General features: G+C 52.5%; 26 protein-coding genes (1 of these 26 running past the window's edge). 16 read left to right on the top strand and 10 right to left on the bottom strand.

Annotated elements, in window-relative coordinates; all coding sequences use genetic code 11:
- Positions 1–4: 4 nt before the first annotated feature.
- The 3 genes from ACMHXI_RS08435 to ACMHXI_RS08425 all read left to right on the top strand — a co-directional run bounded on the left by ACMHXI_RS08435 (position 5) and on the right by ACMHXI_RS08425 (position 3,217).
- A complete protein-coding gene (locus ACMHXI_RS08435) occupies positions 5–1,255 on the top strand; it encodes an ammonium transporter (RefSeq protein WP_107006052.1) in 1,251 nt (416 codons plus the stop codon).
- Positions 1,256–1,524: 269 nt separating this feature from the next.
- Positions 1,525–1,896, top strand: a complete 372-nt coding sequence (locus tag ACMHXI_RS08430; protein WP_243891840.1) for a hypothetical protein — start codon at positions 1,525–1,527, stop codon at positions 1,894–1,896.
- 166 nt (positions 1,897–2,062) lie between these two features.
- Positions 2,063–3,217: a tetratricopeptide repeat protein gene (locus ACMHXI_RS08425; RefSeq protein ID WP_144165217.1), complete on the top strand. Its 1,155-nt coding sequence runs from the start codon at positions 2,063–2,065 to the stop codon at positions 3,215–3,217.
- Positions 3,218–3,377: 160 nt separating this feature from the next.
- On the opposite strand, the gene ACMHXI_RS08420 is transcribed toward ACMHXI_RS08425, so the two are convergent.
- The 3 genes from ACMHXI_RS08420 to ACMHXI_RS08410 form a co-directional block, all read right to left on the bottom strand.
- Entirely contained in the window at positions 3,378–4,667 is a 1,290-nt protein-coding gene (locus ACMHXI_RS08420) for a DUF4785 domain-containing protein (RefSeq protein WP_107006050.1), read from the bottom strand.
- Between the two features lie 10 nt (positions 4,668–4,677).
- Positions 4,678–5,535 (bottom strand): hypothetical protein, encoded by an 858-nt coding sequence (locus ACMHXI_RS08415; protein ID WP_107006049.1) that lies wholly within the window; start codon positions 5,533–5,535, stop codon positions 4,678–4,680.
- Between the two features lie 230 nt (positions 5,536–5,765).
- A complete protein-coding gene (locus ACMHXI_RS08410) occupies positions 5,766–6,509 on the bottom strand; it encodes a substrate-binding periplasmic protein (RefSeq protein WP_144225305.1) in 744 nt (247 codons plus the stop codon).
- 291 nt (positions 6,510–6,800) lie between these two features.
- Here ACMHXI_RS08410 and aroG point away from each other — a divergent pair, with 291 nt between their 5' ends.
- On the top strand, positions 6,801–7,856 hold the full coding sequence (aroG, locus tag ACMHXI_RS08405; RefSeq protein ID WP_044733847.1) for a 3-deoxy-7-phosphoheptulonate synthase AroG: 1,056 nt from the start codon (positions 6,801–6,803) through the stop codon (positions 7,854–7,856).
- 38 nt (positions 7,857–7,894) lie between these two features.
- Here the strand turns inward: aroG and ACMHXI_RS08400 are convergent, their stop codons facing one another.
- On the bottom strand, positions 7,895–8,068 hold the full coding sequence (locus ACMHXI_RS08400) for a hypothetical protein (protein WP_096142315.1): 174 nt from the start codon (positions 8,066–8,068) through the stop codon (positions 7,895–7,897).
- Between the two features lie 319 nt (positions 8,069–8,387).
- On the opposite strand from ACMHXI_RS08400, the gene ACMHXI_RS08395 reads away from it, so the two are divergent.
- Entirely contained in the window at positions 8,388–10,193 is a 1,806-nt protein-coding gene (locus ACMHXI_RS08395) for an ABCB family ABC transporter ATP-binding protein/permease (protein WP_208157442.1), read from the top strand.
- 60 nt (positions 10,194–10,253) lie between these two features.
- Positions 10,254–10,523, top strand: a complete 270-nt coding sequence (locus ACMHXI_RS08390) for a hypothetical protein (RefSeq protein ID WP_025011513.1) — start codon at positions 10,254–10,256, stop codon at positions 10,521–10,523.
- Positions 10,524–10,536: 13 nt separating this feature from the next.
- Here ACMHXI_RS08390 and ACMHXI_RS08385 read toward each other — a convergent pair whose 3' ends face one another.
- The 3 genes from ACMHXI_RS08385 to ACMHXI_RS08375 all read right to left on the bottom strand — a co-directional run bounded on the left by ACMHXI_RS08385 (position 10,537) and on the right by ACMHXI_RS08375 (position 12,873).
- Entirely contained in the window at positions 10,537–10,749 is a 213-nt protein-coding gene (locus ACMHXI_RS08385; RefSeq protein WP_174840162.1) for a hypothetical protein, read from the bottom strand.
- Positions 10,750–10,866: 117 nt separating this feature from the next.
- Positions 10,867–12,357, bottom strand: coding sequence for an FMN-binding glutamate synthase family protein (locus ACMHXI_RS08380; RefSeq protein ID WP_159352392.1), 1,491 nt, complete (start codon positions 12,355–12,357; stop codon positions 10,867–10,869).
- A gap of 9 nt (positions 12,358–12,366) precedes the next feature.
- The gene (locus tag ACMHXI_RS08375; protein ID WP_037466670.1) at positions 12,367–12,873 is read right to left on the bottom strand and encodes a phosphoglycerate mutase family protein; all 507 of its coding nucleotides are present in this window, start codon (positions 12,871–12,873) and stop codon (positions 12,367–12,369) included.
- A 137-nt stretch (positions 12,874–13,010) separates the two neighbouring features.
- Between ACMHXI_RS08375 and ACMHXI_RS08370 the strand changes: the two genes are divergently transcribed.
- The 3 genes from ACMHXI_RS08370 (at position 13,011) to ACMHXI_RS08360 (ending at position 15,057) form a co-directional block, all read left to right on the top strand.
- Positions 13,011–13,589 carry a DUF5610 domain-containing protein gene (locus ACMHXI_RS08370; protein WP_159352391.1) on the top strand — a complete coding sequence of 193 codons (579 nt, stop codon included), beginning with the start codon at positions 13,011–13,013 and terminating at the stop codon, positions 13,587–13,589.
- Positions 13,590–13,703: 114 nt separating this feature from the next.
- The gene (locus ACMHXI_RS08365; RefSeq protein ID WP_159352390.1) at positions 13,704–14,453 is read left to right on the top strand and encodes a ferredoxin--NADP reductase; all 750 of its coding nucleotides are present in this window, start codon (positions 13,704–13,706) and stop codon (positions 14,451–14,453) included.
- A 13-nt stretch (positions 14,454–14,466) separates the two neighbouring features.
- Positions 14,467–15,057, top strand: a complete 591-nt coding sequence (locus tag ACMHXI_RS08360; protein WP_044733871.1) for a glutathione S-transferase N-terminal domain-containing protein — start codon at positions 14,467–14,469, stop codon at positions 15,055–15,057.
- Here the strand turns inward: ACMHXI_RS08360 and ACMHXI_RS08355 are convergent.
- Complete coding sequence (locus tag ACMHXI_RS08355) at positions 15,019–15,474, bottom strand: hypothetical protein (protein WP_181316387.1); 456 nt, start codon at positions 15,472–15,474, stop codon at positions 15,019–15,021. The genes ACMHXI_RS08360 and ACMHXI_RS08355 overlap by 39 nt on opposite strands.
- A 215-nt stretch (positions 15,475–15,689) precedes the next feature.
- On the opposite strand from ACMHXI_RS08355, the gene ACMHXI_RS08350 reads away from it, so the two are divergent.
- The 5 genes from ACMHXI_RS08350 (at position 15,690) to ACMHXI_RS08330 (ending at position 22,367) form a co-directional block, all read left to right on the top strand.
- Positions 15,690–16,706, top strand: a complete 1,017-nt coding sequence (locus ACMHXI_RS08350) for a Fe(3+) ABC transporter substrate-binding protein (RefSeq protein ID WP_082050141.1) — start codon at positions 15,690–15,692, stop codon at positions 16,704–16,706.
- Positions 16,707–16,745: 39 nt separating this feature from the next.
- Positions 16,746–18,377, top strand: a complete 1,632-nt coding sequence (locus tag ACMHXI_RS08345; protein ID WP_028780125.1) for an ABC transporter permease — start codon at positions 16,746–16,748, stop codon at positions 18,375–18,377.
- Positions 18,374–19,417 carry an ABC transporter ATP-binding protein gene (locus ACMHXI_RS08340; RefSeq protein WP_174840164.1) on the top strand — a complete coding sequence of 348 codons (1,044 nt, stop codon included), beginning with the start codon at positions 18,374–18,376 and terminating at the stop codon, positions 19,415–19,417. The genes ACMHXI_RS08345 and ACMHXI_RS08340 overlap by 4 nt, the downstream gene beginning before the upstream one ends.
- 272 nt (positions 19,418–19,689) lie before the next feature.
- Positions 19,690–21,333 carry a gamma-glutamyltransferase gene (gene ggt, locus ACMHXI_RS08335; protein ID WP_243880027.1) on the top strand — a complete coding sequence of 548 codons (1,644 nt, stop codon included), beginning with the start codon at positions 19,690–19,692 and terminating at the stop codon, positions 21,331–21,333.
- A 98-nt stretch (positions 21,334–21,431) separates the two neighbouring features.
- Positions 21,432–22,367 carry a Dyp-type peroxidase gene (locus ACMHXI_RS08330; protein WP_025886988.1) on the top strand — a complete coding sequence of 312 codons (936 nt, stop codon included), beginning with the start codon at positions 21,432–21,434 and terminating at the stop codon, positions 22,365–22,367.
- Positions 22,368–22,427: 60 nt separating this feature from the next.
- Here the strand turns inward: ACMHXI_RS08330 and argR are convergent, their stop codons facing one another.
- Positions 22,428–22,898: a transcriptional regulator ArgR gene (gene argR / locus ACMHXI_RS08325; protein ID WP_025012091.1), complete on the bottom strand. Its 471-nt coding sequence runs from the start codon at positions 22,896–22,898 to the stop codon at positions 22,428–22,430.
- Between the two features lie 285 nt (positions 22,899–23,183).
- On the opposite strand from argR, the gene mdh reads away from it, so the two are divergent.
- Positions 23,184–24,119, top strand: coding sequence for a malate dehydrogenase (gene mdh, locus ACMHXI_RS08320; RefSeq protein WP_025012092.1), 936 nt, complete (start codon positions 23,184–23,186; stop codon positions 24,117–24,119).
- Between the two features lie 77 nt (positions 24,120–24,196).
- Here mdh and ACMHXI_RS08315 read toward each other — a convergent pair whose 3' ends face one another.
- The gene (locus tag ACMHXI_RS08315; protein WP_025890175.1) at positions 24,197–24,640 is read right to left on the bottom strand and encodes a DUF4124 domain-containing protein; all 444 of its coding nucleotides are present in this window, start codon (positions 24,638–24,640) and stop codon (positions 24,197–24,199) included.
- 91 nt (positions 24,641–24,731) lie between these two features.
- On the opposite strand from ACMHXI_RS08315, the gene pssA reads away from it, so the two are divergent.
- On the top strand, positions 24,732–25,440 hold the 5' portion of the coding sequence (pssA, locus tag ACMHXI_RS08310) for a CDP-diacylglycerol--serine O-phosphatidyltransferase (protein ID WP_025012094.1). It continues 194 nt past the right edge of the window; the window shows 709 of its 903 coding nt (coding positions 1–709); it begins with the start codon at positions 24,732–24,734; its stop codon lies off the right edge, out of view.

Genomic DNA, 25,440 nt, shown 5'->3' with positions numbered 1-25,440 from the left:
GAAGATGGAAGAACTGAGCAAATTGGGTACTACGGTCACAGAGCTGCGTTTTGCGCTGGACACCTTTTACTTTCTGATCTCCGGCGCGCTGGTGATGTGGATGGCGGCGGGTTTCGCCATGCTGGAGGCTGGGTTGGTGCGTTCCAAAAACACTACAGAGATACTCACCAAAAACATCTGTCTCTATTCAATCGCCTGTATCACCTACCTGATAGTGGGTTACAACATCATGTATGTGGACAATGGCGAGGGCGGCTGGCTGCCGAGCATCAGCACCTTGATAGGATCTCAAGCTGCTGACGCCGACCATGCGCTGGAGTCTGATTTCTTCTTCCAGGTGGTATTTGTGGCTACAGCCATGTCGATTGTTTCCGGCGCCGTGGCCGAGCGCATGCGCCTGTGGGCTTTCCTGGCATTCAGCCTGGTAATGACGGCAGTCATCTATCCGGTGGAAGGTTACTGGACCTGGGGCGGTGGTTTCCTTTCCGAAGCCGGCTTTGTCGACTTTGCCGGTAGCGGCATAGTGCATATGGCCGGTGCGGCCGCGGCCTTGGCCGGCGTCTTGCTGCTGGGGGCCCGTAAAGGTAAATATGGCGCCAATGGCCAGGTTAACCCTATCCCGGGATCCAACCTGCCGCTGGCAACCCTGGGGACTTTTATCCTCTGGATGGGTTGGTTCGGTTTCAACGGTGGTTCTCAGTTACTGGTCTCTGATGCCGAGAATGCCAGCGCCGTGGCCAAAGTCTTCGTCAACACCAATTCGGCGGCGGCCTTCGGCGCGGTATCTGCACTGATCGTCTGTAAGATGGTGTGGGGCAAGGCCGACTTGACCATGATACTCAATGGTACTTTGGCTGGTTTGGTGGCTATCACGGCCGATCCATTGTCGCCCTCTCTGCCTATGGCGGGTGTGATAGGCCTGGTAGCCGGCGGTTTGGTGGTGTTCTCCATCGTGGGCTTTGACCGCATCAAGGTAGATGATCCTGTCGGGGCTATCTCGGTGCACGGGGTCGCCGGTTTCTTCGGTTTGATGATGGTGCCTCTGTCCAATGCCGATGCCAGTGTGACAGGGCAACTGTTTGGCGCTGCGGTGATCTCTGCCTGGGTGTTCCTGGCGTCATTGCTGGTGTGGGGCGCCTTGAAAGTGACCATGGGGATCCGGGTGACCGAAGAGGAAGAATACAACGGTATGGACGCGTCGGATTGCGGTATCGATGCCTATCCTGAGTTTGTGACTGTCAAGAGCGCCAATTGATAAGCCAAGAACGCCAGTTGAAAGGCCAGGCACGCCAGCTGATAAGCCATGAGTGTTCTTGAGAGACCAGGCAAGCTTCCTTTATCTTTAAGCCATCTCTTGTGAGGTGGCTTTTGGTTAGAGCTGGCTTTGGGGTTACCGGCCTTGTTGTTACCTGGCTTGGGGGGAGTCGGCCAGGAAAAGCGCATTTTGCGGCTATGGCGCTTGATGACAGACGCTCTTGGGGGCAGACTGAAAGCAGAAACAGCCTGGAGCCTAAGGGGATGGCGATGAAGACTCTCAGTGTAATGAAGCTGACCGGTACTTTTCTCTGCACTTTGTGCAGCACCTTGCTGTGGCTTGGCAATGCCGAGGCAGGTCAAGTGGTGGTTCGTGATGCCAGTGAGCCCTTCGATGCCTTTGCCGTCAGGGATGAATTACTGCGTCAGCATGAGTGGCAGGAACTACTGCGCTCGCAGCAGCAACTGGAGATCCTCCGCAGCCTGCCTGCCATATGTGTTCCTTACATGCGCCCCTATCGCTACTTTTCCTGCGATGGCCATTTTTATCGCCCCTATCTTTACCGGCAACAGCAGCTCTATATAGGGATCCCCAAGCCGGGTTTCGAAGTTATCGCTCCCGGGAATGAAGGCTTGAACTAGGGGATATTCACATTTTGTCACCCTTTGGCGCGGCAGGAGTGGCCAGTCTGACTTAAGCTTTCAGTAAAGAAGCCTTAACTCAGGAGGCCTTATGTTCTCAGGCACTTTCTCAAGCGCTTTCTCCGGCTCTCTCACTCGTGTTCTCTCTGGCGCTCTATCCGCTACCATGTTGAGTCGCTTAATTGGTGCGGTTTTGCTGCTGCTATTTTGCGGTTGCAACAGTACCCCGGTGCCAAGCAAGATGGCCCTTGGCAGCCTGTTTCAGGATAACCAATTCAAAGAGGTTGGGAATATCCCCGAGCCCGCCGAATTATTCGCCTTGCCTACCGAGGCGGTGCAGTTGCTCAGAGGTGCCTATAGCCGCAGCGCACTCATCTCCAATCAGGAGTTGGCCCACGAGTGGTTGGCTGACTATATCCATGCCGACAAGGGCGGCTTTCGCTATCAGGACAACTACACCCGCACCGCCGCCGAAACCTTTCACGACAGGGCCGGAAACTGCATGTCACTGGTGATCCTGACGGCGGCCATGGCGCAACAACTGGGGATAGAGGTTGAATTTCGTGATGTGGAAGTGCCCCCGGTCTGGGATCGTCAAGGCGCCTTTTATCTGGTCAATGGTCATATCAACCTCAAGCTATACCCGCCCAAGAATAATCATGTCTTCCATGTCACCGAGCGTTCCATCCTGGTGGATTTCATGCCAGAGCGTGCTGTGCGCAGCTATAAGGTCAATAAGATCAGCCAAGGTACTGTGGTCGCCATGTATTACAACAATGCGGCGGCCGAGGCATTGATCAATGAGAATTGGGATCTCGCATACGGCTTGCTGAAAAAGAGCCTGCAACAGCAGAGTCTGTTTATTCCGGCGCTCAACAGCCTGGCGGTGCTCTATCGCGCCAGGGGCATGGAACAGATGGCCGAGCGGGTCTACCGCTATGCGTTGACGCTTGAGCCGGAAAACATGACTACCCTCTATAACCTGGCGGTCATGCTGAGCAGCCAGGACAGACTGGATGAATGGGCCGAAGTGCACAAGGTACTGGAGCTTGCCCGGATCCGTAATCCTTATTATTACTATGATATGGCGCAACAAGCCTACATGGATAGCCAATATGACGAGGCACTGAGTTGGTATCGAAGAGCGATTGAGAAGGCGGATTATCGTCACGAGTTTTACTTTGGTTTGTCTAGAACCTATTGGGCAAAAGGGGACTCCGACCGGGCGAAGAGCAATCTGCAAAAGGCGTTGGCGCTGGCCGGTGACGGCGAGCAGAAAAAACGCTATCAGGCCAAGTTGCATGCGATGGAAGGGCATTGATTCAAAAGCTTGGCTGAAAGAGTGGGGTTATAAAGGCGCAATTAGTTGCAGCCAAGCTGCAGAGTAAAAAGCCCGATGCTGACATCTGCATCGGGCTTTGTTGCTTTTGGGCTATGAGTTGCTTTCTGGCTATAAGTTTCTCTCTACCTGAAAGTTGGCCTTAAAGGGCATCTAAACTCAGCGCCTTATCACGGTAACTCAAGCGCACCATCTGCCCCATATCCTTGAGCTCAACTGCCCTGACACCATAGGGCGGCTTTAAGCCCGAATTTTGGATTAGCTCAAGGTTTAGAGGCAACTGCAGACTGTTTTGCTCTTGTGTCAGCCAGGCTGCGCTTTCACTCTGCAGTATGGCGATTTCCCGCCCCTGGGAGTCCATCCCTGTGAGTATTGCCGACACCCCAAAACGACCACTTTGGGCCAGCTCCAGCGTAAAGTTGAGGGCACTTGGCAGACCATTTTGCCAACCAACTTTGATTTCGGGTACCAGCCGCGCCGATGGATAGAACTGCTTGAAGGCGGTCTTGACTGTTCGTCGTACCAAGGTGTTATCCACCTGTGTCTCAATATCGACCACCAATTCACTGAAACCCGCATTGCTTGAGGGCATGGGCAGCTGCTCATTTTGCAGTCGCCAGCTGTTGCCACTTTGGCTGAGTTGCAGTGGGGTTTGCTCGCCGCTTGCTTGCTGCAGCCGGGCACTGGCCAAACGAGGTGAACCCATGGCCTTATCGTTCTCAAGCGCCAGCTCCAACTCGAGATGGGTGTTGGCCTCGAGTGATGATGGGGTGCTTAACTTGAGACGATAGGCAGACCCTTTCTCTTTGACATTGACGAGATAGTTGTCAGTGGCGGTCAGCGCTGCGGCGACCTGCAGGCGATAGAGACCGGGCTTGATATCTGAGCTCAGCAACAGGGCACTGGAGTCATCATCCATCCCGGCGCTGGCCAGAGACTCAGAGTCTACGGCGCGGCGGATAAGACGCTTGTTCTCAGTTTTGCCTGCGGCCGAGCTGAGTTGAACTGCGTCCGGAGCAATGCTCTTGGGGGCAGTCGGGGCGCCGCTGCTTTTATCCCAGCGAGGAGCCAGACGGATAACGCTGCTGCCTTGGGTTAATGGCAGCTCTATGCCCTGGTTAAGCTCGGCGCCTGTAACCATCAACCAGTATTCATCACTGCTGGCACTGGCGGTTTTGTCCGGCAGCTGGGCTTGATACTCCCCTGACAGCGCCCTGACAAAGCTGACATCTTCCCTGGAAGTATTCAAGGGCGGCAATTGCCCTGTATCTAGCTCTTCTGAAGCCTTGATATCGCTTGTCTGGGGCGGCACCATGGCCAAGGTCAGGCTTTTGGGCTGCTGGTTCTGTTCTACCTTGGCATCATCCTGGCAACCCGTGAGGCTCAGGAGTATCGCTGCCAGCAGCGGTGTCTTGCTGATATGCATCTTCATACTTACGTCCTCAGATATGATTGCGCAGAAGGGTGTCGAGATTAAAACAGGCCCGGCGGCTTTGATGGTGACTCAAAGGTTCTCTGTCACGGGTTTTCTGCTTATCGGTAAACCAGACACTGCCGGCGGCACTCTGGGAGCTGCACTCAAGAAAACCGTCGGAGCAGTTATCCAGCCAGTTTTGGGTAGTCTCCAACCCGACCTGGTACTGATAGCCGCCGCAATAGCTGTCGCTGTCCCAAACTGCCGACTCCACGTCCGAGCCGACAACAGCTTCAAAAGGCTTACCCAGAGAAGGGCGCCCGGCTGTGCCGTACAGCCATTGACTGTTGTATTGCGCCATCCAACCCACTTGCTGCTGTTTGACGGCATCGCTGTCGTAACCGAGCAGCCAGCCGAGACTGGTTTCAAACACATTGCCTTGAGTGACGGCATCGGCCAGTGGGGTACCGGCACTGGAAGGAGCCAGCGCTATCACTCGGCTGATGCTGTTGATCACAGCTGGATAACGCCCATCCCAGGTGGGATTGGACAAGACCCAGCGCACTATGTTGCCGCCATTGGAGTGGGTGATGAGGATCAGTTGATCCAGATTGCGGGCGTTGATAAAGCTCTGCAGCTGAGCGACCAGACAGCCGGCAGCGGCCTCATCCCACATATATTGTTCGAAGTCACAGTTGATGACCTGATAGTTACTCGGGGTGCTGATACCTTGACGAACTGAATCGACAAACTCGCGGGTCCAGTAATCGTTCAGGGCATCGGTTTGTTTTCCTGTTCCATGGACAAAGGCGACGCCGGTGGCGCCATGACTCAGGGAGCAGACACTACAAAGACCCAACATCATTAGGGTGGTGGATATTTTCATGTCGCATTTCTCTTGTTGATTGTCATTATTTTGTTGAACGGATAAGTATGCTCATCCACTAATTAAGCTAACTTCGATATGTTAAGGCGGCAAGACTTTATGCGGAATATTTGATTGTCTGAAGAGGGTTTAATGTGGGATTGTGTTTGAATTTCAGCTTTGACTTTATTTATCTGCTGCTTTTTCAGATAAATAAAGCCTGATGGAAAACTACTCGGGTTTGAATATTGTCAGTCATCAAACTGTGGTGGTTCGGCCAGAATACGCTCGGCAACTCCCTGCTCATAAAGCCACTCGATACCGGCGGTTATTTCGGCGGCTATCTCAGGATCCCGGCAAGCCAGAAAGCGTGGGGCCTCTTCGAACAGCGATACTTCCCTTACAGGAGGAAGTGAGTCCTTTTTCTCAGCAAGTTTTTGATAGTTATAGGCAAAAATTCGCCTTTCCAACACTATTGCCTCAACTCTATTACCCAGCAACATAGCCACCTGATTACTCTGATTGGCAATTTCACTGTAATCCGGATTCAGGCGGGCCATCTTGGCAAATTCCGCTCCCAGGTAATGGCTGGCATTTTGAAAGGCCGCCAGGCGCATATGGGCGAGATCGGCGACTTGCTCAATGATTCTCTGGTTATCGGCGAGCAGAAAGATGCTGTTTTGGTAACTGAGCAGGCTCGGGGTGTAGTGCATCCCTTTGAGTCCGGGCGGAGCATTGATAAGACAATCGACCTGGCCGGCCAACAGCAGCCGCAAGGCGCGTTTGGGGGGCGTAAAAGCGATATCTCCCAAGGTGAGTTGCCTGTGTTGCAAGGCTTGTTTCAGTAACTGGTATTGGATGCCGTTGTGGCGGTCTTCAGTAAAGAAAGGCGCGATGGAGAAACTGGTGGAAAAGGTCACCGACCGATTGGCCTGCGACTTGGCTTGGGCAAGAGGCATCAGCATGAGTACAGATAGCAGACAGAGTCGGATCACAGTTGGCCTTGGGTTACTGGGTATCAGGTGTAATTATAATTCGGTTCCTGGGGCCTATAGGCTGTTTGCCTGTTTTACTGCCCATTGGTTGCTGAACATCTCTTTCGTTTGCAATATCACACTTAAAGAATTTTTTATTAAATCATAAGATTGCCATACAAAAAACAATAAAAGGGCAGATTTGCCTGTAAACCCATATAAGTCAATTGCATTGGTTGAATATAACGGATAGATTGAAACTGTTATCCAAAACAAGAGATTCTTATCAATAGCCGGAGTAGTGTGACATTTATGTATTACCAGAATGATGATGTACGGATTAATGAAGTTAAAGAGTTACTGCCACCGATAGCCATTCTGGAACGATTTCCGGCAACCGAGCGCGCTTCCTCAACTGTCTTTAAGGCCAGGGAAAATATTCACAGAATTCTTCAGGGACAGGATGATCGCCTGCTGGTGGTGATAGGGCCATGCTCTATTCACGACCCTGAAGCTGCGTTGGAGTATGGTGCGCGTCTGGCCAAGCTCAGAACGGCCTATCAGGATCAACTGGAAGTGGTGATGCGGGTTTATTTTGAAAAACCCAGAACGACAGTGGGCTGGAAGGGGCTGATTAACGATCCATACATGGATAACAGCTTCAAGCTCAACGACGGCCTGAGAACTGCCCGCAAATTGCTGCTCGAATTGAATGACAACCAGGTGCCAACCGCGGGTGAGTTTCTCGATATGATTACCCCGCAGTATATGGCCGACCTCATGTGTTGGGGCGCCATCGGAGCCCGTACCACAGAGTCCCAGGTTCATCGGGAGTTGGCATCGGGCCTCTCTTGCCCTGTGGGATTCAAAAACGGTACAGATGGCACCATCAAGGTGGCGATAGATGCCATTGGGGCCGCCAGTGCGCCACACCATTTCCTGTCTGTGACCAAGTTTGGCCATTCGGCGATTGTGTCAACCAAGGGGAATGATGACTGCCATATCATTCTGCGCGGTGGACGCGAGCCCAACTACAGCTCGGCCCATGTGGCCCAGATATGTTCTCAGCTTGAGAGTGCCGGTCTGAAACCCAAGGTGATGATTGATTTCAGCCATGCCAACTCCAGTAAGGACTTCCGGCGTCAGATGTTGGTCGCTGAAGATGTTTGCGGCCAGATTGCCGCCAAACAGCAGGCAATTTTTGGGGTGATGGTGGAGAGTCATCTGGTGGAAGGACGTCAGGATCTCAAACCCGGACAGCCACTTTGTTATGGCCAGAGCATTACCGATGCCTGCATAGGTTGGGATGATACAGAGAGACTGCTGTCAATGCTCAACGACAGCGTGCTTAAACGCCGTCAGGGTTGAATGTTTCTACTACAAAAATAAAGGCGCCATCGGCGCCTTTATTTTTGGGCTTGCTGTGCCAAATATTCGTTGGCTTTGGCCAGACTGCCAAAGGAAGCTATCAGGTTGTTACGGCCTTTTTCCTGGATCTCGGGGTTGCCTGATTCGATCATCATCCATACCCAGGTTTGGATCAGCGGCAGGGGCGGGTATTGAACTTTTGAATCCAACATAAGATTTCCTTCAAAATATACGGTAAAAATCGGTGCGGGCCGGTTTGTTTGACATTTTTTGAACACTTGTTGCTGCCCGTACTCAATAGCTGGAAAGAGTACCAAATTCTTTTTTCATGCATAACCATCTTTCGCTTCTTTGAGGTGATTTTGGCGATAAAAATTCCGTTACTAGTCATTTAGTCTAGGTCTAATGTTATTTTTGTCATTCTAAAGTGCTAGTTGCTGTGATTATTTCCGAGTGGGCAGCCAAACAGATCGCAGACTTGAGTCCTGGTCACTGCTACACTCGAGTCACTCTTTTCCCCTGGCAAGATGTATGCGTCCAACTCTCTACTTTGAAGGTCCCGTCGATAAGCTCAACTGGCAAGTGCTCAAACTTCTCTGGCCCTATCTGCTGGAATACAAGGGCCGGATTATCCTGGCGCTGTCGTGTCTTGTTGTGGGAAAGCTCGCCAGTGTCGGCTTGCCTTTCCTGCTGAAGCATTTGGTAGACGGCCTTGGCGGCGAACAAACGGCGCAGCTGTTGGCCGTGCCCTTGGCGTTGGTTTTGGCTTATGGCGGCTTGAGATTGGTTAATGCACTCACAGGGGAGATCAGGGATACCCTCTTTGGCAGGGTAACAGAGAGAGCGATACGGCGCCTTGGGTTGCAGGTATTTGAACATCTGCACCGGCTGGATCTTGGGTTCCATCTCGACAGACGCACTGGCGGATTATCGAGGGACATAGAGCGCGGCACCAGCGGCATCAGTTTTCTGATGCGCTTTATGGTGTTCAACATAGTGCCTACCTTGCTGGAAATCCTGATGGTAGTGGCCATTTTGCTGTGGAATTACGGCATCTGGTTTGCGCTGATTACCTTCTGCTCCGTGTTGGCCTATGGCATGTTCTCTGTGATAGCCACCGAGTGGCGCACCGCCTATGTACGTGAGGCGGCAAAGGCCGACTCTGTATCCAATACCCGTGCTATCGACAGTTTGCTTAACTATGAAACCGTCAAGTACTTCAATAATGAAGCCTATGAGGCGAATGAGTATGACAAGGCTTTGGCGGATTGGGAGGTGGCCAAACGCAAGAATCGCCTGTCGCTGTTTGCTCTCAATGCCGGTCAGGCCACAATTATTGCTGTTGCCATGACCTTGATGCTGGGGCTCGCGGCTTTTGAAGTGACCCGGGGGCAGATGACAGTGGGTGATTTTGTGTTGATCAATGCCTTTATGATGCAACTCTTTATGCCGCTCAACTTCCTGGGTTTTGTGTATCGTGAGATTCGTGGAGCCTTGGCCAATATTGAAAGGATGTTCTCGCTGCTGGATAAGACTCCGCTGGTAAAAGATAACCCAGTGGCCAAGGATATCGTGCCGACAGAGGGCAGAGTCAGTTTTGACTCGGTTGGCTTTGGCTATGGTGACAGGGAGATACTCAAGGGCGTGAGTTTTGAGATAGAACCCGGGCAGAAGGTGGCTGTAGTGGGTGAAAGCGGCGCCGGTAAATCGACGTTGGTACGCTTGCTGTTCCGTTTTTACGATGTCAGCCAAGGGGCGATTCGGGTCGATGGTATAGATATTCGCGACATGACCCAAGATGCACTGCGCCGGGCCATCGCCATAGTGCCTCAGGATACAGTGCTGTTTAACGATACTCTGTTTGAAAACATTCGCTATGGCCGCCCCGATGCTTCTGACGCCGAGATTTGGCAGGCGATAGAGTTGGCCCATCTGAAGCAGTTTGTTGAGACATTACCACAGCAGGCTCAGACCAAGGTGGGTGAGAGAGGCATGAAACTCTCCGGCGGTGAAAAGCAGCGAGTGGCTATTGCCAGGGCGATATTGAAGCGCTCGCCGATACTGATCTTCGATGAAGCCACCTCGTCACTGGACAGCCGCTCCGAGAGGGCTATTCTCAAGGCGCTCGATGAAGTTGCCAAGGGCCATACCAGTCTGGTGATTGCCCACAGGCTGTCGACTGTGGTGGATGCCGATAAAATCTTAGTGTTGCATCAAGGTCGGTTGGTTGAGTCCGGCACCCACGACCACCTGTTGGCCGCCGATGGATATTATGCTCGTTTGTGGCGGATCCAGCACACAAAACAGGCAGGTGAGTCGGTGCAAGTTCAGCATTGATTCAGGCTGGCTGCCGCATACTTGATGCTCCGAAGTAGCGTCAGCCTGGGGGCAGCACAGATGGAAAACATTGTATTGCAGGTCAATATCGAAGGAATGCAGGACAAAGTCCGTACAGACTGGAACAGTTTGGCAGATAATCTGAAAAAGCGGGGTATGGACGAAGTTGCCCTCAATCAACTGCATACTGAGTTACGTGCTGGACTGAGAGTTTCCACCCGCGGCCTGACTCTGTCTATGGTATCTGCGGAAACCTTTAATGCGGCGTTGGAAGGGATTATCAGTGAGTCAAGAAAGCAGGCTCAGTCGCAAGGGGTTTTGCGCAGCTGAGCCTGAGTTGATCCTATTTCTTGGTTTGGTTGCGGTCGGCTTGCCAGCCGTCGCACAGTAGGTTGAAACCATTTTTCGCTTCGTTTACCGGCGTCAGTTCAGTTATTTTACCGCCGCGATAACAGAGCATCTCTCCCTCAATCTCAATCAAACGGCTGCAATTCTTGCAGCTGAGCGATGCAGTTTTGCTCGTTTCCGGCTTGGGGACCTGACTGACAAATGTCATTTTCACTTCAAAATCCTCTGGAAGTGGCAAGTCTTGACTAGGAGTAAGATCTTACCACTTTTGTGACATAACGCACAATCTACCCACTATTATACTTTAGTGACAGCTAAATTATCTTTATTGATCGAAGTGAGCGTAATATTTATCCAAGGACACAGACAGACCATTTTGAGTGACGACTCTGACATGATGTGGCTTGAGCTGTCTTGGGTCACTGACTCCACAGGAATGGGCCAGCATCCCCAGGTCATGGTGTAATGCCTTGTTGTAGTTGGCGACTCGGGTGGATTTGTCTCTGGGATCCAAACCCTGTTGCAGCTTCTTGTTGTGGGTGGTTATCCCGGTAGGGCAGGTATCCTTGTTGCACTGCAATGCCTGAATACATCCCAGCGCAAACATGTTACCTCTGGCAGAGGCGATGAAGTCTGCGCCAAGAGCCAGTGCCCAGGCGACTCTGGAAGGGGTGATCAGCTTGCCCGAGGCAATCACTTTAATCCTCTGCTTCAATCCATGGCGGCGAAGATGATCCACCAGCAATGGCAGACTCTCTTTCAGCGGCAGGCCAACGTAATCCATCAGAGTTTGCGGCGCCGCGCCTGTGCCGCCATCGGCGCTGTCGAGGGTGAAGAAGTCGGGAGCCGATTCATGGCCGCGTTGGTTAATCTCTTCCAGAAAATCTTCCAACCAGTGGATATCACCCAAGACTGCCTTGATCCCTGTGGGTTTGCCTGTCACTTGCCTGACTCTGGCTATCATGTCGAGAATGTCGCCGACATGGTGAAATTCAATATGACCATTGGGACTGATGGAGTCCTGTCCGACAGGGATGCCGCGAATGGTGGCTATCTCTTCGGTTACTTTCACCCCGGGAAGAATTCCGCCTTTGCCTGGCTTGGCTCCCTGACTGAGTTTGATTTCGAACATCTTCACCTGAGAGTGAGCGGCCACTTCCCTGAGCTTGTCATCATCCAGGTGGCCTTCGGCATTGCGAACACCGTATTTGGCGGTACCTATCTGAAACACCAGATCGCAATTTCCCTTGAGATGGTGGGCGCTGAGGCCGCCTTCCCCTGTGTTGAGCCAGCATCCTGCCTGCGCCGCACCATGGGAAAGGGCGGTAACAGCCGGGCGGGAGAGGGCGCCAAAGCTCATGGCGGAAATATGGCAAATGGCGCTGGTGGAAAAGGGATGTTCACAGTCCGGGCCAATAACCACAGGCGTTGGTGGCACAACGTCTTGATCCAGCGTTGGGAAGGCCGTATTCATAAACATGATACTGCCGTTGGCTTCCAGTGGCCTGGTGGAGCCGAAGGCTATGGTGCGATCAACATTTTTCGCCGCCCGATATACCCAACTACGCTCGGCGCGATTAAAGGGAAGTTCTTCCCGATCGAGGGCAAAAAAGTACTGGCGGAAGAATTCGCCCATTTTCTCGAAGAAATATCTGAATCGGCCTACAACAGGGTAGTTATGCCGCACCGCCTGCTTGGTTTGCATCACATCGGCGATATACATGTAAGTGATCACCAAAAGCCCTAAGCCGACGACTATCAGAAACAGGCCGGAAAACAGTTCCAGCCCCCACATAAACCAGTTTTGCTCGCGCATCTTCTATCCTTATTGACTGCCAAAGTGGGTGGTTACCAGGCCTGTGGGCCCCTGTTCTCCCAAGGTGAGAATAAACAGTTGGTCGTATTGCTGCTCATTCAGGCTAACCAGGGGGCCACCCAGAGCCTTAATGATGGCCGGTACTGTATTGCTGTGGCCGGCGATCAGCACATTGCCTTGGCTGGCTTTAACCGCATCAGCTATGGCATTGATGTGAGCCTCCAAGCCGGCTTTGGCTGGAAACACTTCTATCCTGAGTTGTTTGGCTGTTGCAATCGGCGCCAGGGTTTCCTGAGTACGGCGAAACTCACTCGACATTAGCCTTTGTAGTTGGGTGTCCCGTAATGCCTCGGCTAGAGCCTCGGCTCGCGCTTTACCGGCGGCTGTCAGCCCGGGATCGGTTCCCTGGGCTTTTTCCGCGTGCCTAACCAGAAATATGGTTTGATTGGTGTCAGCGGCAAGGGATGGCAAGCTAAAAAACACAGAAAGACAAAGCAGTAGGAAAATTCTTACCATTTTTATTTCCTATCAAATACTTAAATAGCATGCGGGATCATAGCTCAGACTATCGGTCTGGGTAAACAATCGCTAAACTAATTACTGAACTGGTCGATAATTAACCTGAGATACGCTTTTCATACGAGGAAACCAAGATGGAAATCCGCAATCATGGCGCTCAGGTATCTGAGGTGGCCAAGGACAAGACCCAACAACTGGACGGGAATCATGGCAAGGCGGTATCTGAAGTCGCCAGCAGCAAGAGCACCCGCCATGTCAGCCAGCAGTTGATGAATAACGCTATTCTGGCGGCGCAGGAGGAGGTAAGCCTCAATAGCGGCAACGAACCCATGAGTCTCTTATATCGCGCCGCGATTGAGGCCATCAATGAAGAACTGGCACCTTACATGGGGGAAAATGCCCTGCAGCAGGTGCAGGATCAGCAGATAGATACTTCTCCCGAGGCCACGGCCGACAGAATTGTCAGTTTTGCCACTCAGTTCTTCAGTGTCTACCAGCAGCAAAATTCCAGCATGGACTTTGACAGTCAGCTGTCCGGTTTTATGGACGTTATAGGCGGCGCCATAGATCAGGGCTTTAAAGAGGCGACGGATATTCTCTCCGGGCTCAAGGTGCTGGAAGGCGATATCAAGGCCGGGGTAGATGAAACTTACTCCCTGGTACAGCAAGGGTTGCAGGCATTCAGAGACAGCTTTAGCACAGAGCAGGAATAATTGAGCTCACGCGAAACCTTACCTGCAGATAACACCCCTCACTATGAGGGGTTTTTGTTGGCTGAATATGGAGTTATGCTGCAATAATCGTCTTGTGTTACCTAAGGAGAAGCTATGTGGACTGAAGGCCGGGTCATTGAGCGTATCGATTGGAACAGCAAGTTATTCAGCCTGAGGATAGCCGCCGAGATAGCGCCGTTTATTGCCGGCCAGTTTATCAAGCTCAGTCAGGTGCGGGATGATAAACGTATCGCCCGGGCCTATTCTCTGGTGAATGCCCCCGGGACTGACTATCTTGAAATACTGGCGGTGGCGGTAGATCAAGGCCAGTTGTCGCCAGACCTGCAATCTTTGCAGCCGGGTGACAGTATTAGTGTGACAGACAAAGCCACCGGCTTTATGACCCTGGATGAGATCCCTAAAGGGGAATTACAGGGGCGCCACCTGTGGTTTTTGGCAACAGGTACTGCTGTGGGGCCGTTTCTTTCCATGCTGGATACTCAGGAGCCTTGGCAACGGTTTGATAAAGTGGTTCTGGTTTACGGGGTAAGAGAAGTGCAGGATCTCGCCTATCTCGATAAGATCCGCGGCTATCAACAGACCTATCACGAGCAATTTGTGTTTGTGCCCAGTGTCACTCGTGAAGACTTTGACGGTGCGCTGCGTTATCGCATCCCGGATGGGTTGCAAAGCGGTGAGATAGAGGCCAAGGCCGGGCTGAGCATAAGTGCAAAGGACTCGCAATTGATGCTTTGTGGTAATCCCGGAATGATCCAGGGGGCTACGGCGGCACTTATCGATAAAGGCTTGGCCAAAAACCTGCGCCGGGCCCCCGGACAGATAACAGTCGAAAAATACTGGTAACAGGAGAGTCTGGATGCAGCTCTATTACTCTACAGCTTCGCCTTATGCCCGCGTGGTCAGGGTCATTGCCCGCGAGCTGGGTTTGGCGCTGGATGAAAAGCTGGTCAATCCCTTCGATAACAGTGACGAGTTACTGTCAGTTAACCCCTTGGGGAAAATTCCCTGTCTGCTTTTGGACGATGGCGCCGCAATGTTCGACAGCGAAGTCATTGTCCGCTTTCTGGACGACAAATTCGGCCAGGATCGTTTCTTTGGGCCATCCAGAAACTGGGCCTATGAGTGTCAGTTCTCACTGCTCAAAGGCGCGCTGGATAGCGCCGTTGGCTTAAGGCAGGAACAGATGCGTGAAGAGGAGGGGGTTCGTTCTCCTTTCTGGAGCGGCCGTTTCGAGCAGGCCCTGCTCAGAGCCTTGATGGAGGTGGAGCGTCAGGGAATCATCGCGAGCGGTCCACTCGATGCCAGGCAGGTGCTGCTATTGGTGCTACTCGAATACCTTGATTTTCGTCATCCGGATCTCGATTGGCGTAAAGTAGTGCCAGCCCTGGCACACTGGCAGGAATCTGCGTCACTCAGGCAGAGTTTCCGAGATACTCGTCCTAGATGATTTCTCGGTAATTTGCGGTTTGGCCAAGTCGGAGTAACGCCTGCCCTTGGGGTTGTCCCTGCGGTTGGTTTCACCGAAGGCACCGTAGAGATCATGGCTCATGCCATAATCCAGCCGTCGGTCGCTGAAGGGAACCCTTCTATCTTCATGATGTTGATACTTGCAGTCGCATTGGCTGCAATCGCACTCAGGCAAGGGAAGCCTGGGCGCCTCCTTCGACAAAAAACGCTTGCCTTCAAGCGCTCTTATCGCCTGGCAGGCAGTTGGTGTCAACATTATGGAGACACAGTGATACTGCTTTTCCTGCGGCGTAACAGGTTTGGCCAGCCGTCGCTTTCCTGGCCTTAATCTGTGGCGGAACAGAAACAATATCAGTAGCAAAGACACCACAGCCAGCAAGATTTCCAACATATCCAAGGCGTTTTCCCCCTCGCCATGCATGGGTTTTAAGGTTCAGTTTAGTTTAGTTTGCGACAATTCGGCCGATTCCAATCGCTTTGCTCCCAGCCGCTGCCATTCTGTCTATTTCATTTGTATTCCCCTTGCCAGAATTTTTGCACTAGGCTGAAAACAAAGTGGATTAGAAATAGTTCTCATTAAATTACTCATCCCAATATGGAGTGCCGAAGAATATGAGCTACAAAACAGGTCTGATACTTTGCAGTGCGTTGGCCGCATCCAGCGTGACGCTGCCGGTGGCCGCCGCCGGTGAGGTGACGGTTTATTCCTATCGTCAGGAGTTTTTGGTCAAGCCCATTCTGGATGACTTCAGTCAGGCTACCGGGGTGAAGGTTAATTTTGTGTTTGCCAAAGATGGCATCGCCGATAGATTGGCCCGTGAAGGACGCTTATCACCGGCGGATCTGGTGCTGACGTCTGACTTTTCCCGTTTGCAGGAATTGGTGGACAAGCAGTTGGTCACACAGGTGGAAAGTGACGCGCTCAAGCAGAATATTCCGGCCCAATACCGGGATCCCGAAGGAAACTGGTACGCCCTAACCATGAGGGTGCGTAATCTCTATTCCAGCAAGGAGCGCCTCGGGCCGCTGGCGATCAACTATGAAGACCTGGCCGATGCCCGCTACAAGGGCAAGGTTTGTATGCGTAGTGGCAAGCATCCCTACAATATAGCGCTGGTGGCCTCCATGATAGCCCACCACGGTGAAGCCGATGCCAAGAGTTGGCTTCAGGGACTGAAGAGTAACTTGGCCCGTAAGCCTCAGGGTAACGACAGGGCGCAGGTGCAGGCGGTGAAAGAAGGCTTGTGTGATATCGCCATCGGTAACAGCTATTACTATGGCAAGATGCTGCAAGACCCCAAACAGCGGCCATGGGCTGAAGCGGCGGTAATCAACTTCCCGAACCAGGAAAATCGCGGTGCCCATATCAATGTCTCGGGTATGGCGCTGGCCAAGCATACACCTAACTCGGCCGATGCCCTCAAGTTGATGGAGTATCTGTCTTCGGATGCCGCCCAACAGAGTTATGCCGAGGTCAATATGGAATATCCGGTCAAGGTCGATGTGCCTGTCTCAGAACTGGTGGCATCCTGGGGTGACTTCAAAGCCGATGACTTGCCTGTCTACAAATTGGCAGAGCACCATCAGGCGGCGCTGAGACTGCTCGATGAGGTTAAGTTTGATCTCTGAGCTTGAATGCGTTTTTGCAAAGGTTGTAGGGGAATAGCGGTGATCCTGACCTTCTCCAAGGGCTGGTCGTGGGCGGGGTTTACCGTCTGCGGCCTTATGGTGGCGCCTTTGCTGGCGCTGGTCATGCAGGCGTTCGAACCGGGTGAAACCCGCTTTGGGCAGATGTTTGCCACTGTGTTGCCGTCATACATAGCCAATACCTTCTGGCTGATGTTGGGGGTGAGTGTCGGCAGTCTGCTTTTGGCGGTGCCGGCTGCCTGGCTGGTGGCGCGCTGTGAGTTTCGGGGCCGGCGCCTGTTCCAGTGGGCTCTGTTGTTGCCGCTGGCCATGCCGGCCTATATTGTCGCTTATGTGTATACCGATTTACTGGATTATGCCGGGCCTGTGCAGCGGTTTTTACGCGCAAGTTTTGGTTGGCAATCGGTAACCGACTACTGGTTTCCCGATATTCGAACTCTGGGCGGCGCCACAGTGATGTTGTCGCTGGTGCTCTTCCCCTACGTTTACCTCTTGGGGCGCACTGCGTTTCTGGAGCAATCCTTAAGTTTGCAGCATGCAGCCAAGGTGATGGGCTGCTCGCCATGGCAGAGTTTCTGGCGTTTGTCGCTGCCAATGGCGCGCCCGGCGCTGGCGGCCGGTGTCGCCCTGGTGGCCATGGAAACCATGGCTGACTTGGCGACGGTCAATTATTTTGCGGTATCCACTCTGACCACGGCTGTTTACGACACCTGGCGAGCCTATGGTGACTTGGCGGCCGCGGCTAAAATTTCGCTATTGATGTTGCTTGGTGTCTTTACTCTGTTTGCGCTGGAGCGTATGGCGAGGCGCAAACAGCAATTGTTTCAAAAGCAGCTGTTGCTGGAGGCGCCAGAGCCTTACCGGCTCAAAGGTTGGCGTGAGTGGTTGGCGCTCGGCTACTGCTCGCTGTTGCTGCTGTTGGCCTTTGTTTTGCCATTTGTCATTCTCGGCAGTTACGCCTTGGATTACTGGCAACAGAGCTGGAACAGTGACTTTTGGCAGTACAGTCTCAACAGCCTAACAGTCGCCGCCATCAGCAGTGTATTGTGTTTGCTCTTGGCTATCCTCTTGATGTTCATTCGCCGCCTGAGCCCGAGAAAGTGGGACATGTTGCCATCCCGTCTGGTCAGTACCGGCTATGCACTGCCGGGCACAGTGCTGGCGATTGCCGTGCTTATTCCGCTGACCTGGCTTGATTTCAGAATCGATGATCTCTATGCCCTGTTCGAGCGCCAAGGCCCGGGGCTGCTGTTCACCGGCAGTATCGCCGCCCTGGTGCTGGCGTTTTGTATTCGCTTTGCCGCCATCGCCATCGGCAGCATAGAGAGCAGTTACAAACGGTTGTCGCCTTCTCTCGACATGGCGGCCATCAGCCTGGGCAAGACACCGGGTAAAGTACTGGCATTAATCCATCTGCCACTGCTGCGCAGCGGTATTTTTGCCGCTCTGCTGCTGGTATTTATCGAGGCGATGAAAGAGTTGCCGGCTGCCTTACTGCTAAGCCCTGTCGGGTTTCACAACCTGGCTACCCAAGTGTTCCAATACGTCTCCGATGAGCAGTTGGAGCAGGGGGCGCTGGCGGCTATTGTCATTGTGTTGGTGGGGCTGGTGCCCTTGATTTACCTCAACCGTTCGCTGGAGCAAAACAACTGATGTCGACCCTGAGTGTCAAGCAACTCCACAGCCATTATGGCGCCCTGCAGGTGCTCAAAGGGCTGAGCATTACCTTGCAAGCCGGTGAAATTGCCGCCCTGCTCGGACCCAGTGGTTGTGGTAAAACGACTCTGCTCAGAGCCATTGCCGGACTGCAGCCGGTCTCCGCCGGTGAAATTCATATCAGCGGCCGTGCAGTAACCACGGATAAGCTACAGGTTCCGGGAGAGGAGCGTGGCGTGGGGATGATCTTTCAGGACTATGCCCTGTTTCCCCACTTGACGGTCGCGCAGAATATCCTCTTTGGTGTCAAGGGATTGAACAAGGCGCAGCGTCTGAGCCGGCTCGAGGAGATGCTGGATTTGGTCAAGCTCCCGGGGCTTGCTGAACGTTATCCCCACGAGTTGTCCGGCGGTCAACAGCAAAGGGTGTCGATTGCCAGGGCGCTTGCCTATGAGCCTGAACTGCTGTTGTTGGATGAACCCTTCTCCAACATAGATGCCCAGGTCCGCGGCGAGCTGATGCTGGAGATTCGTGCGATCCTCAAGAGCCGTAACGTCAGCGCCGTATTTGTGACCCACAGTAAGGATGAAGCCTTTGTTTTTGCCGATACCCTGGCGCTGTTTGAAGATGGAAAAATAGTGCAGCAAGGCAGTGCTGAAACTCTCTATGCCAACCCGGTCAATCGCTATGTGGCGGACTTTCTCGGCAGCGGTAATTATCTTAAGGCCCTGGTCAGCTGCGAACACTGTGTCGATACTCAAATCGGTCGACTTAAAAGCTCTTTGCCCCATGGTTTGCCACTGAACTGGCAGGGCGAGTTGTTGCTGCGGCCACAGCAGTTGGAGTTACGACCCGACGAACAGGGCCTGGCCGTGGTTACCGAGCGGCGTTTTCTGGGCAATGTTTGCCATTATGATGTGCAGCAAGAGGGCGTCATACTCGAGGTTCGTAGTCATCAGGTACAGTTTTCTCCAGGGCAGAGAGTCAGGCTGTCGGCACTGGAACATCCGTTGGTGTTGTTCGGTAATGGCTGTTAACAACAATTGTTTCATAAGTTTGCTGTGGGTGATAATTTGTTTGTCTCTGTGTTATACCAAGCAATCGGTTTGATTGAACTCATCATAGGTATTCACTGAACCCCGGACTCGCCCATGCGCCGCTCCGGGATGAGAGCGGAGGCGAGATGCATAACTACAGCAATAATAAAATGCAGGACGCACAAGGGATACGGAATATCAGCAACAACTCATGTCGTCAGCTGTTACTCGGCGTCATCGGGAGTTTGGCTGTTTTCTGCAGCACGGGAAGCATGGCGATGGACAGAATCACGGGCGCGGCCTTTGCGAGCCGCTCTGAAGTCTATGCGGTCAATGGCATGGCGGCAACCAGCCAACCACTGGCGACTCAGGTGGCGGTCGATATTCTTAAGCAAGGAGGCAGTGCCGTAGATGCCGCTATTGCTGCCAATGCCATGCTGGGGTTGGTTGAGCCTACGGGTTCAGGCATAGGCGGCGATCTTTTTGCCATTGTCTGGAGCGCCAAAGAGCAGCGGCTCTATGGGCTCAATGCGTCTGGCCGCAGTCCGGCTTCTTTGTCGCTGGAGATGCTCAAGGCCAAAGGGCTTGAGCATCTGCCGCCTTATGGGCCTTTGCCCGTATCCGTGCCCGGTGCCGTGGATGGCTGGTATGAACTGCATGACAAGTTCGGCAAATTGCCCATGAAGGATAACCTGGCACCGGCTATTCATTATGCCCGTGAAGGATTTCCGGTTTCCGAGCTCATAGCCTTCTATCTGGCTCGCAGCGGTGACAAGCTGGCCAAATACCCGGGGTTTAAAGAAACCTATATGCCAGGCGGCCGCATGCCGGCCGTCGGTGAATTGTTTCGAAACCCAGCTTTGGCAAACAGCTATGAAAAAATTGCCAAGGGGGGCCGGGATGTCTTTTACAAAGGAGAGATAGCCCGCAGTATTGCCGCTTATATGCAACAACAGGGCGGTTATCTTTCCTATGAAGATCTCGCTTCTCACAAGAGTGAGTGGGTCGAGCCTGTATCGGTTAATTATCGGGGCTATGATATCTGGGAGCTGCCGCCCAACGGCCAGGGAATAGCGGCACTGCAGATCCTTAAAACCCTGGAGCCATTTAATCTCAAGGCCATGGGGCTGGACAGCGCCGAATATGTGCATCATTTCGTGGAAGCAAAAAAGCTGGCGTTTGCCGACCGAGCCAAGTTCTACGCCGACATGGACTTTGCCAAAGTGCCGGTAGCCTCACTTATCTCCAAAGAATACAACTACGCCAGAGCCAAGCTTATCGATGCTGACAAAGCCGCCGCCAGTGTTGAGCCGGGTAATCCCAATCTTTTACACGGTGATACCATCTATCTCACTACCGCTGATAAAGAAGGCAATATGGTGTCTCTCATCCAGAGCAATTATCGTGGCATGGGCTCAGGCATGACGCCTCCGGATTTGGGATTTGTGTTACAGGACAGGGGCCAGCTGTTTGATCTCACTCCCGGGCGTGCTAACTCCTATGCACCGGGTAAGAGACCGTTTCATACCATAATTCCGGCCTTTGTCACCAAAGATGGCAAGCCTTGGCTCAGCTTTGGCGTCATGGGGGGAGCCACCCAACCCCAGATGCACGCTCAGATCATGATTAATCTGATTGATTTTGGCCTCAACCTGCAGGAGGCGGGCGATGCTCCAAGAATACTGCATACAGGTTCTAGCCAACCGACCGGCGAGCAGATGACAGATGGCGGTTATATCAGTCTCGAGTCGGGCTTTTCCATGGAGACCCGCCGTGAGCTGATGAAAAAGGGGCATACTTTGAGTGATTCTCTCGGAGCTTTTGGTGGTTATCAGGCCATAGGCGTCAATGTTGAAAGCGGCGTTTATCGGGGAGCGTCCGAGTCCCGAAAAGACGGGCAGGCATCAGGTTATTGAAAGCAATCGGCAAAAACGTGCGTGAGCTAATTCAAATTAATGCTCAAGTTGCGGATAATAAGGCCGAAGATGAATTAATCTGAAAGGGTAGATTGCAAATGGATACACAGGTTATGCCACGGGAACAACTGGGAATCTGCGCTGAGGGAAATCTGCACAGCGTTTATCTGATGTTCAATGCCAACGAAGGCGGAGAGTCACAACTGCGTCCTTGCCTGGCCAATGTCGCCCAGTATTTGTATGAGCTGGCAGATCAGTATGCCGACAGTGCCTTTAACGCCTTTGTGGCGATTGGTGCCAACTTTTGGGATCACCTCTATCCGGGAAGCAGACCGGCTGAACTCAGGCCGTTCCCTGCTATGGAGTCGGGTAACCGGGATGCGCCGGCGATAGAGTTCGATATTTTTATTCACCTGCGTTGTGATCGCCTGGATATTCTTCATCTGGTAGCCAATGAGGTCAACGAAATGCTGGAAGGGTTGGCTGAACTGGAAGAGGAGGAGCGCGGGTTCCGCTTTATGGACAGCCGCGATCTGACCGGTTTTGTCGATGGCACAGAAAACCCCAAGGGCAGAGGCCGTCAAGCTGTAGCCCTGGTAGGTGATGAAGACGATGCATTTCGCGGCGGTAGCTACATTCATGTACAGAAATATGTCCATAATCTGAGTAAGTGGCACAGACTGCCGCAGAAAAAGCAGGAAGACATCATAGGCCGCACCAAGCAGGACAACATAGAGTACGCCTCGGAAGACAAACCGCTGACGGCACATATCAAGCGGGTAAATCTCAAGTATGACAATGGTGAGTCGATGGAGATCCTGCGTCAGAGCATGCCCTATGGTTCTGTAAAACAGCAGGGTTTGATGTTTATTTCCACCTGTAAGACACCTAACCATTTTGAAAAGATGCTTCACAGTATGGTTTTCGGTGACGGAGAAGGGCACCATGATCACCTGATGCACTTTACTCAGGCGGTAACAGGCTCCTCTTTCTTTGCCCCTTCTCTGGATTTCATGATCCAGTTTGATGATTAATAGCGCGATAAAAACAAAAACGCCCCTCATTGAAGGGCGTTTTTTTATGGCATTTTCAACTCAGTCTGTGTAATTGAACAGCGACTTCACTGTTTCCAGGGTTTCATCAATGGTCTTGATGCTGGAAGGGCAGATAAAGATAGTATCATCACCGGCGATAGTGCCCAGAATACCTTCTGGCTTGCCGATGGAGTCCAACAGCCTGGCAATTAACTGCGCCGCGCCCGGGCTGGTACGCACCACTATCATGGCTTGGTTATGATCCACATCCAATACCAGATTCTTCAGCGGGCTGCCGGCAGTAGGCACCCCTAGTTCGGCCGGTAAGCAGTAGACCATCTCCTGCTTGGCGTTACGGGTGCGCACGGCACCGAACTTGCTCAGCATGCGCGAGACTTTGGACTGGTTGATATTGGCAAAGCCTTCGGCTTGCAGTGCATTGACTATTTCACTCTGGGAGCCGAAGCGCTCCTCTTTAAGCAGAGCCTTGAAGGTTCTGATTAGCTCATCCTGATTTTTGCTTGCTTGCATCATCTTCTTCTGTCGTTATTCAGAAAATCCCGGCCATTCTGCATATCAAACGGATAAGTGTCAACAAATACCCAAGATGTCTGCATAAAAATGCAATTCAGGTCATTTGGTGGGTAAAAGAAGCCTCAGTGGGCAGTAGAAAACGCTGAAGTTAATTCAGCTTTTGATGAAACAGAGTCATATGACTAAGGGATAATTGCTATTTTTGTGACGATCCTTTAATGTTGCGCCATCACAGAATTAGATCTATGTCACACATAATTCCGAGAATTGACGGAGATAACTATGAAAGTTGCTGTACTTGGTGCTGCTGGTGGTATCGGCCAGGCTCTTGCCCTTCTGTTGAAAACCCAATTGCCTGCCGGCTCTCAGCTGTCACTCTATGATATCGCCCCCGTAACGCCTGGGGTTGCCGTGGATCTGAGTCATATCCCGACAGCAGTTGAAGTTAAAGGTTTTGCCGGTGAAGACCCAACGCCTGCACTGGAAGGTGCCGATGTGGTGCTGATTTCTGCCGGTGTTGCCCGTAAGCCGGGCATGGATCGTTCTGATCTGTTCAATATCAATGCCGGTATCGTCCGTAACCTGATTGAAAAAGTGGCCGCGACTTGTCCCAAAGCGCTGATCGGTATCATCACCAACCCAGTGAACACCACTGTGGCCATTGCTGCTGAAGTACTGAAAAAAGCCGGTGTTTACGACAAGAACCGTCTGTTCGGTGTGACGACTCTCGATGTCATCCGCTCTGAAACCTTTATCGCCGAAGCCAAAGGGCTGAACGTTGCCGATGTTAAAGTCAATGTGATTGGCGGCCACAGCGGTGTGACCATTCTGCCTCTGTTGTCTCAGGTTGAAGGTGTCAGCTTCTCTGATGAAGAAGTTGCTGCCCTGACCAAGCGTATTCAAAACGCTGGTACTGAAGTGGTTGAAGCCAAAGCCGGTGGCGGCAGCGCGACTCTGTCCATGGGCCAGGCCGCTTTCCGTTTCGGTCTGTCGCTGATCCGCGGTCTGCAGGGTGAAGCCAATGTGATCGAGTGCGCCTATGTTGATGGTGGTAGCGAGCACGCTGAATTCTTTGCCCAGCCAGTGGTACTCGGCAAGAATGGTATCGAAAAGGTTCTGCCGTATGGAGAGCTGAGCGCGTTTGAAACCAACGCCCGTGATGCCATGCTGGATACCTTGAAGGCGGATATCAAACTGGGTGTAGACTTCGTTAAGTAAGTCGACTCAGGGAATAAAAAGGAGCGCCGCGGCGCTCCTTTTTGCTACTTGAACTTATTCTACTCTGGCCTTGCTGGCTAGTTTCTTTGGCAAAACAGCCGAATTCTTTCCTGCTGCTCCTTTATCTGCGCCTGCCGTTCTTCTTCTGTCATCTTAATCATTTCACCGGAGGCCTCATCTTTACGTTGCAGTCTGGTGTGGGTATTGAGTACATCCAATTGGAATTTGGCCTTATCACAAATAGCCTGAGCCTGGGCCGCATCTTTCTCCTTGATCAATTTGGCCTGTTTCTCAGACTCAGTTTCCTGCACAACGTCATCTTTTCGCTGCGGCGCGACCGTGCCAATTCTGGCGGGTTGCAGATTTTGGCTGTCCAGTTCGGTGGCTTGTTGTTGTGGCGGCGGCTCTTGGCTGTAGTGGGTAACGCCATTTTCATCGACCCAAGTATAGATGGGCGTTGCCGAGGCAGCGTTGGCTCCGAGTAATGCCAACAGAGCCATAAATAGGCTGATCCTTATCATTGTCTGTTTCCGTTTCTGCAGGGTGAGCTTGTCTGAGCAAGTGTGTTATCTTTGCCGCTATAGACCTTTATTACACCATCAGGTTAAGTGTATGCAAAATTTATCCAAGCCAACAATAAAAACCCGTGGCATCTATCTGTTACCCAATCTGATGACAACGGCAGGATTGTTCTCGGGCTTCTATGCTGTTATCGCTTCCATGAATGGGCACTTTGAGGCATCGGCTATTGCTGTATTTGTTGCCATGTTATTCGATGGACTGGATGGTCGTCTGGCGCGTTTGACCAACACTCAGAGTGCCTTTGGTGCCGAGTACGACTCGATGGCAGATATGGTATCCTTCGGTATGGCTCCGGCCTTGATAGCCTATAACTGGGGGCTTTCTGAATTGGGCAAAATAGGTTGGCTGGCGGCCTTTATCTATTGCGCCGGGGCTGCCTTGCGTCTGGCGCGCTTCAATACCCAAGTAGGAGTGGCCGATAAACGTTTCTTCCAAGGGCTTGCCAGTCCGGCCGCAGCGGCTCTTATTGCTGGCAGTGTCTGGCTGGGGCAGGGCTACGGCGTCTCAGGGCATGATATAGGCATATTGGTGGCCCTGGTCACGGCCGTTGCCGGTCTGTTGATGGTGAGTAATTTCCGCTATCACTCCTTTAAAGAAGTCGATTGGCGTGGCAAGGTGAACTTCCTGGTGATCTTGCTGGTAGTGGCCGTATTTGTGGTGATCTCGGTCGAGCCTGCATTAATTCTCTGTCTGCTATTTTATCTCTATGCTCTCTCGGGGCCTGTGGTTACCATTCGCA

Origin of the sequence: Shewanella sp. BJSY2023SW005, assembly GCF_047314585.1 — a bacterium.
Classification (GTDB): domain Bacteria; phylum Pseudomonadota; class Gammaproteobacteria; order Enterobacterales; family Shewanellaceae; genus Shewanella; species Shewanella algae.
The sequence above is the reverse complement of the archived record's forward strand: the minus strand, read 5'-3'. Positions and strand labels throughout refer to the sequence as shown.

Excerpts from the sequence above, each read along its gene's own strand:
- ACMHXI_RS08375 (WP_037466670.1), bottom strand. The coding sequence starts at position 12,873 with ATGGTAAGAATTTTCCTACTGCTTTGTCTTTCTGTGTTTTTTAGCTTG.
- aroG (WP_044733847.1), top strand. The coding sequence starts at position 6,801 with ATGTATTACCAGAATGATGATGTACGGATTAATGAAGTTAAAGAGTTA.
- ggt (WP_243880027.1), top strand. The coding sequence starts at position 19,690 with ATGGCGATGGACAGAATCACGGGCGCGGCCTTTGCGAGCCGCTCTGAA.
- ACMHXI_RS08365 (WP_159352390.1), top strand. The coding sequence starts at position 13,704 with ATGTGGACTGAAGGCCGGGTCATTGAGCGTATCGATTGGAACAGCAAG.
- mdh (WP_025012092.1), top strand. The coding sequence starts at position 23,184 with ATGAAAGTTGCTGTACTTGGTGCTGCTGGTGGTATCGGCCAGGCTCTT.
- ACMHXI_RS08435 (WP_107006052.1), top strand. The coding sequence starts at position 5 with ATGGAAGAACTGAGCAAATTGGGTACTACGGTCACAGAGCTGCGTTTT.
- ACMHXI_RS08315 (WP_025890175.1), bottom strand. The coding sequence starts at position 24,640 with ATGATAAGGATCAGCCTATTTATGGCTCTGTTGGCATTACTCGGAGCC.
- ACMHXI_RS08390 (WP_025011513.1), top strand. The coding sequence starts at position 10,254 with ATGGAAAACATTGTATTGCAGGTCAATATCGAAGGAATGCAGGACAAA.
- ACMHXI_RS08380 (WP_159352392.1), bottom strand. The coding sequence starts at position 12,357 with ATGCGCGAGCAAAACTGGTTTATGTGGGGGCTGGAACTGTTTTCCGGC.
- ACMHXI_RS08360 (WP_044733871.1), top strand. The coding sequence starts at position 14,467 with ATGCAGCTCTATTACTCTACAGCTTCGCCTTATGCCCGCGTGGTCAGG.
- ACMHXI_RS08385 (WP_174840162.1), bottom strand. The coding sequence starts at position 10,749 with ATGACATTTGTCAGTCAGGTCCCCAAGCCGGAAACGAGCAAAACTGCA.
- ACMHXI_RS08350 (WP_082050141.1), top strand. The coding sequence starts at position 15,690 with ATGAGCTACAAAACAGGTCTGATACTTTGCAGTGCGTTGGCCGCATCC.
- ACMHXI_RS08430 (WP_243891840.1), top strand. The coding sequence starts at position 1,525 with ATGAAGACTCTCAGTGTAATGAAGCTGACCGGTACTTTTCTCTGCACT.
- argR (WP_025012091.1), bottom strand. The coding sequence starts at position 22,898 with ATGCAAGCAAGCAAAAATCAGGATGAGCTAATCAGAACCTTCAAGGCT.
- ACMHXI_RS08420 (WP_107006050.1), bottom strand. The coding sequence starts at position 4,667 with ATGAAGATGCATATCAGCAAGACACCGCTGCTGGCAGCGATACTCCTG.
- ACMHXI_RS08400 (WP_096142315.1), bottom strand. The coding sequence starts at position 8,068 with ATGTTGGATTCAAAAGTTCAATACCCGCCCCTGCCGCTGATCCAAACC.
- ACMHXI_RS08395 (WP_208157442.1), top strand. The coding sequence starts at position 8,388 with ATGCGTCCAACTCTCTACTTTGAAGGTCCCGTCGATAAGCTCAACTGG.
- ACMHXI_RS08370 (WP_159352391.1), top strand. The coding sequence starts at position 13,011 with ATGGAAATCCGCAATCATGGCGCTCAGGTATCTGAGGTGGCCAAGGAC.
- ACMHXI_RS08330 (WP_025886988.1), top strand. The coding sequence starts at position 21,432 with ATGGATACACAGGTTATGCCACGGGAACAACTGGGAATCTGCGCTGAG.
- ACMHXI_RS08415 (WP_107006049.1), bottom strand. The coding sequence starts at position 5,535 with ATGAAAATATCCACCACCCTAATGATGTTGGGTCTTTGTAGTGTCTGC.
- ACMHXI_RS08425 (WP_144165217.1), top strand. The coding sequence starts at position 2,063 with ATGTTGAGTCGCTTAATTGGTGCGGTTTTGCTGCTGCTATTTTGCGGT.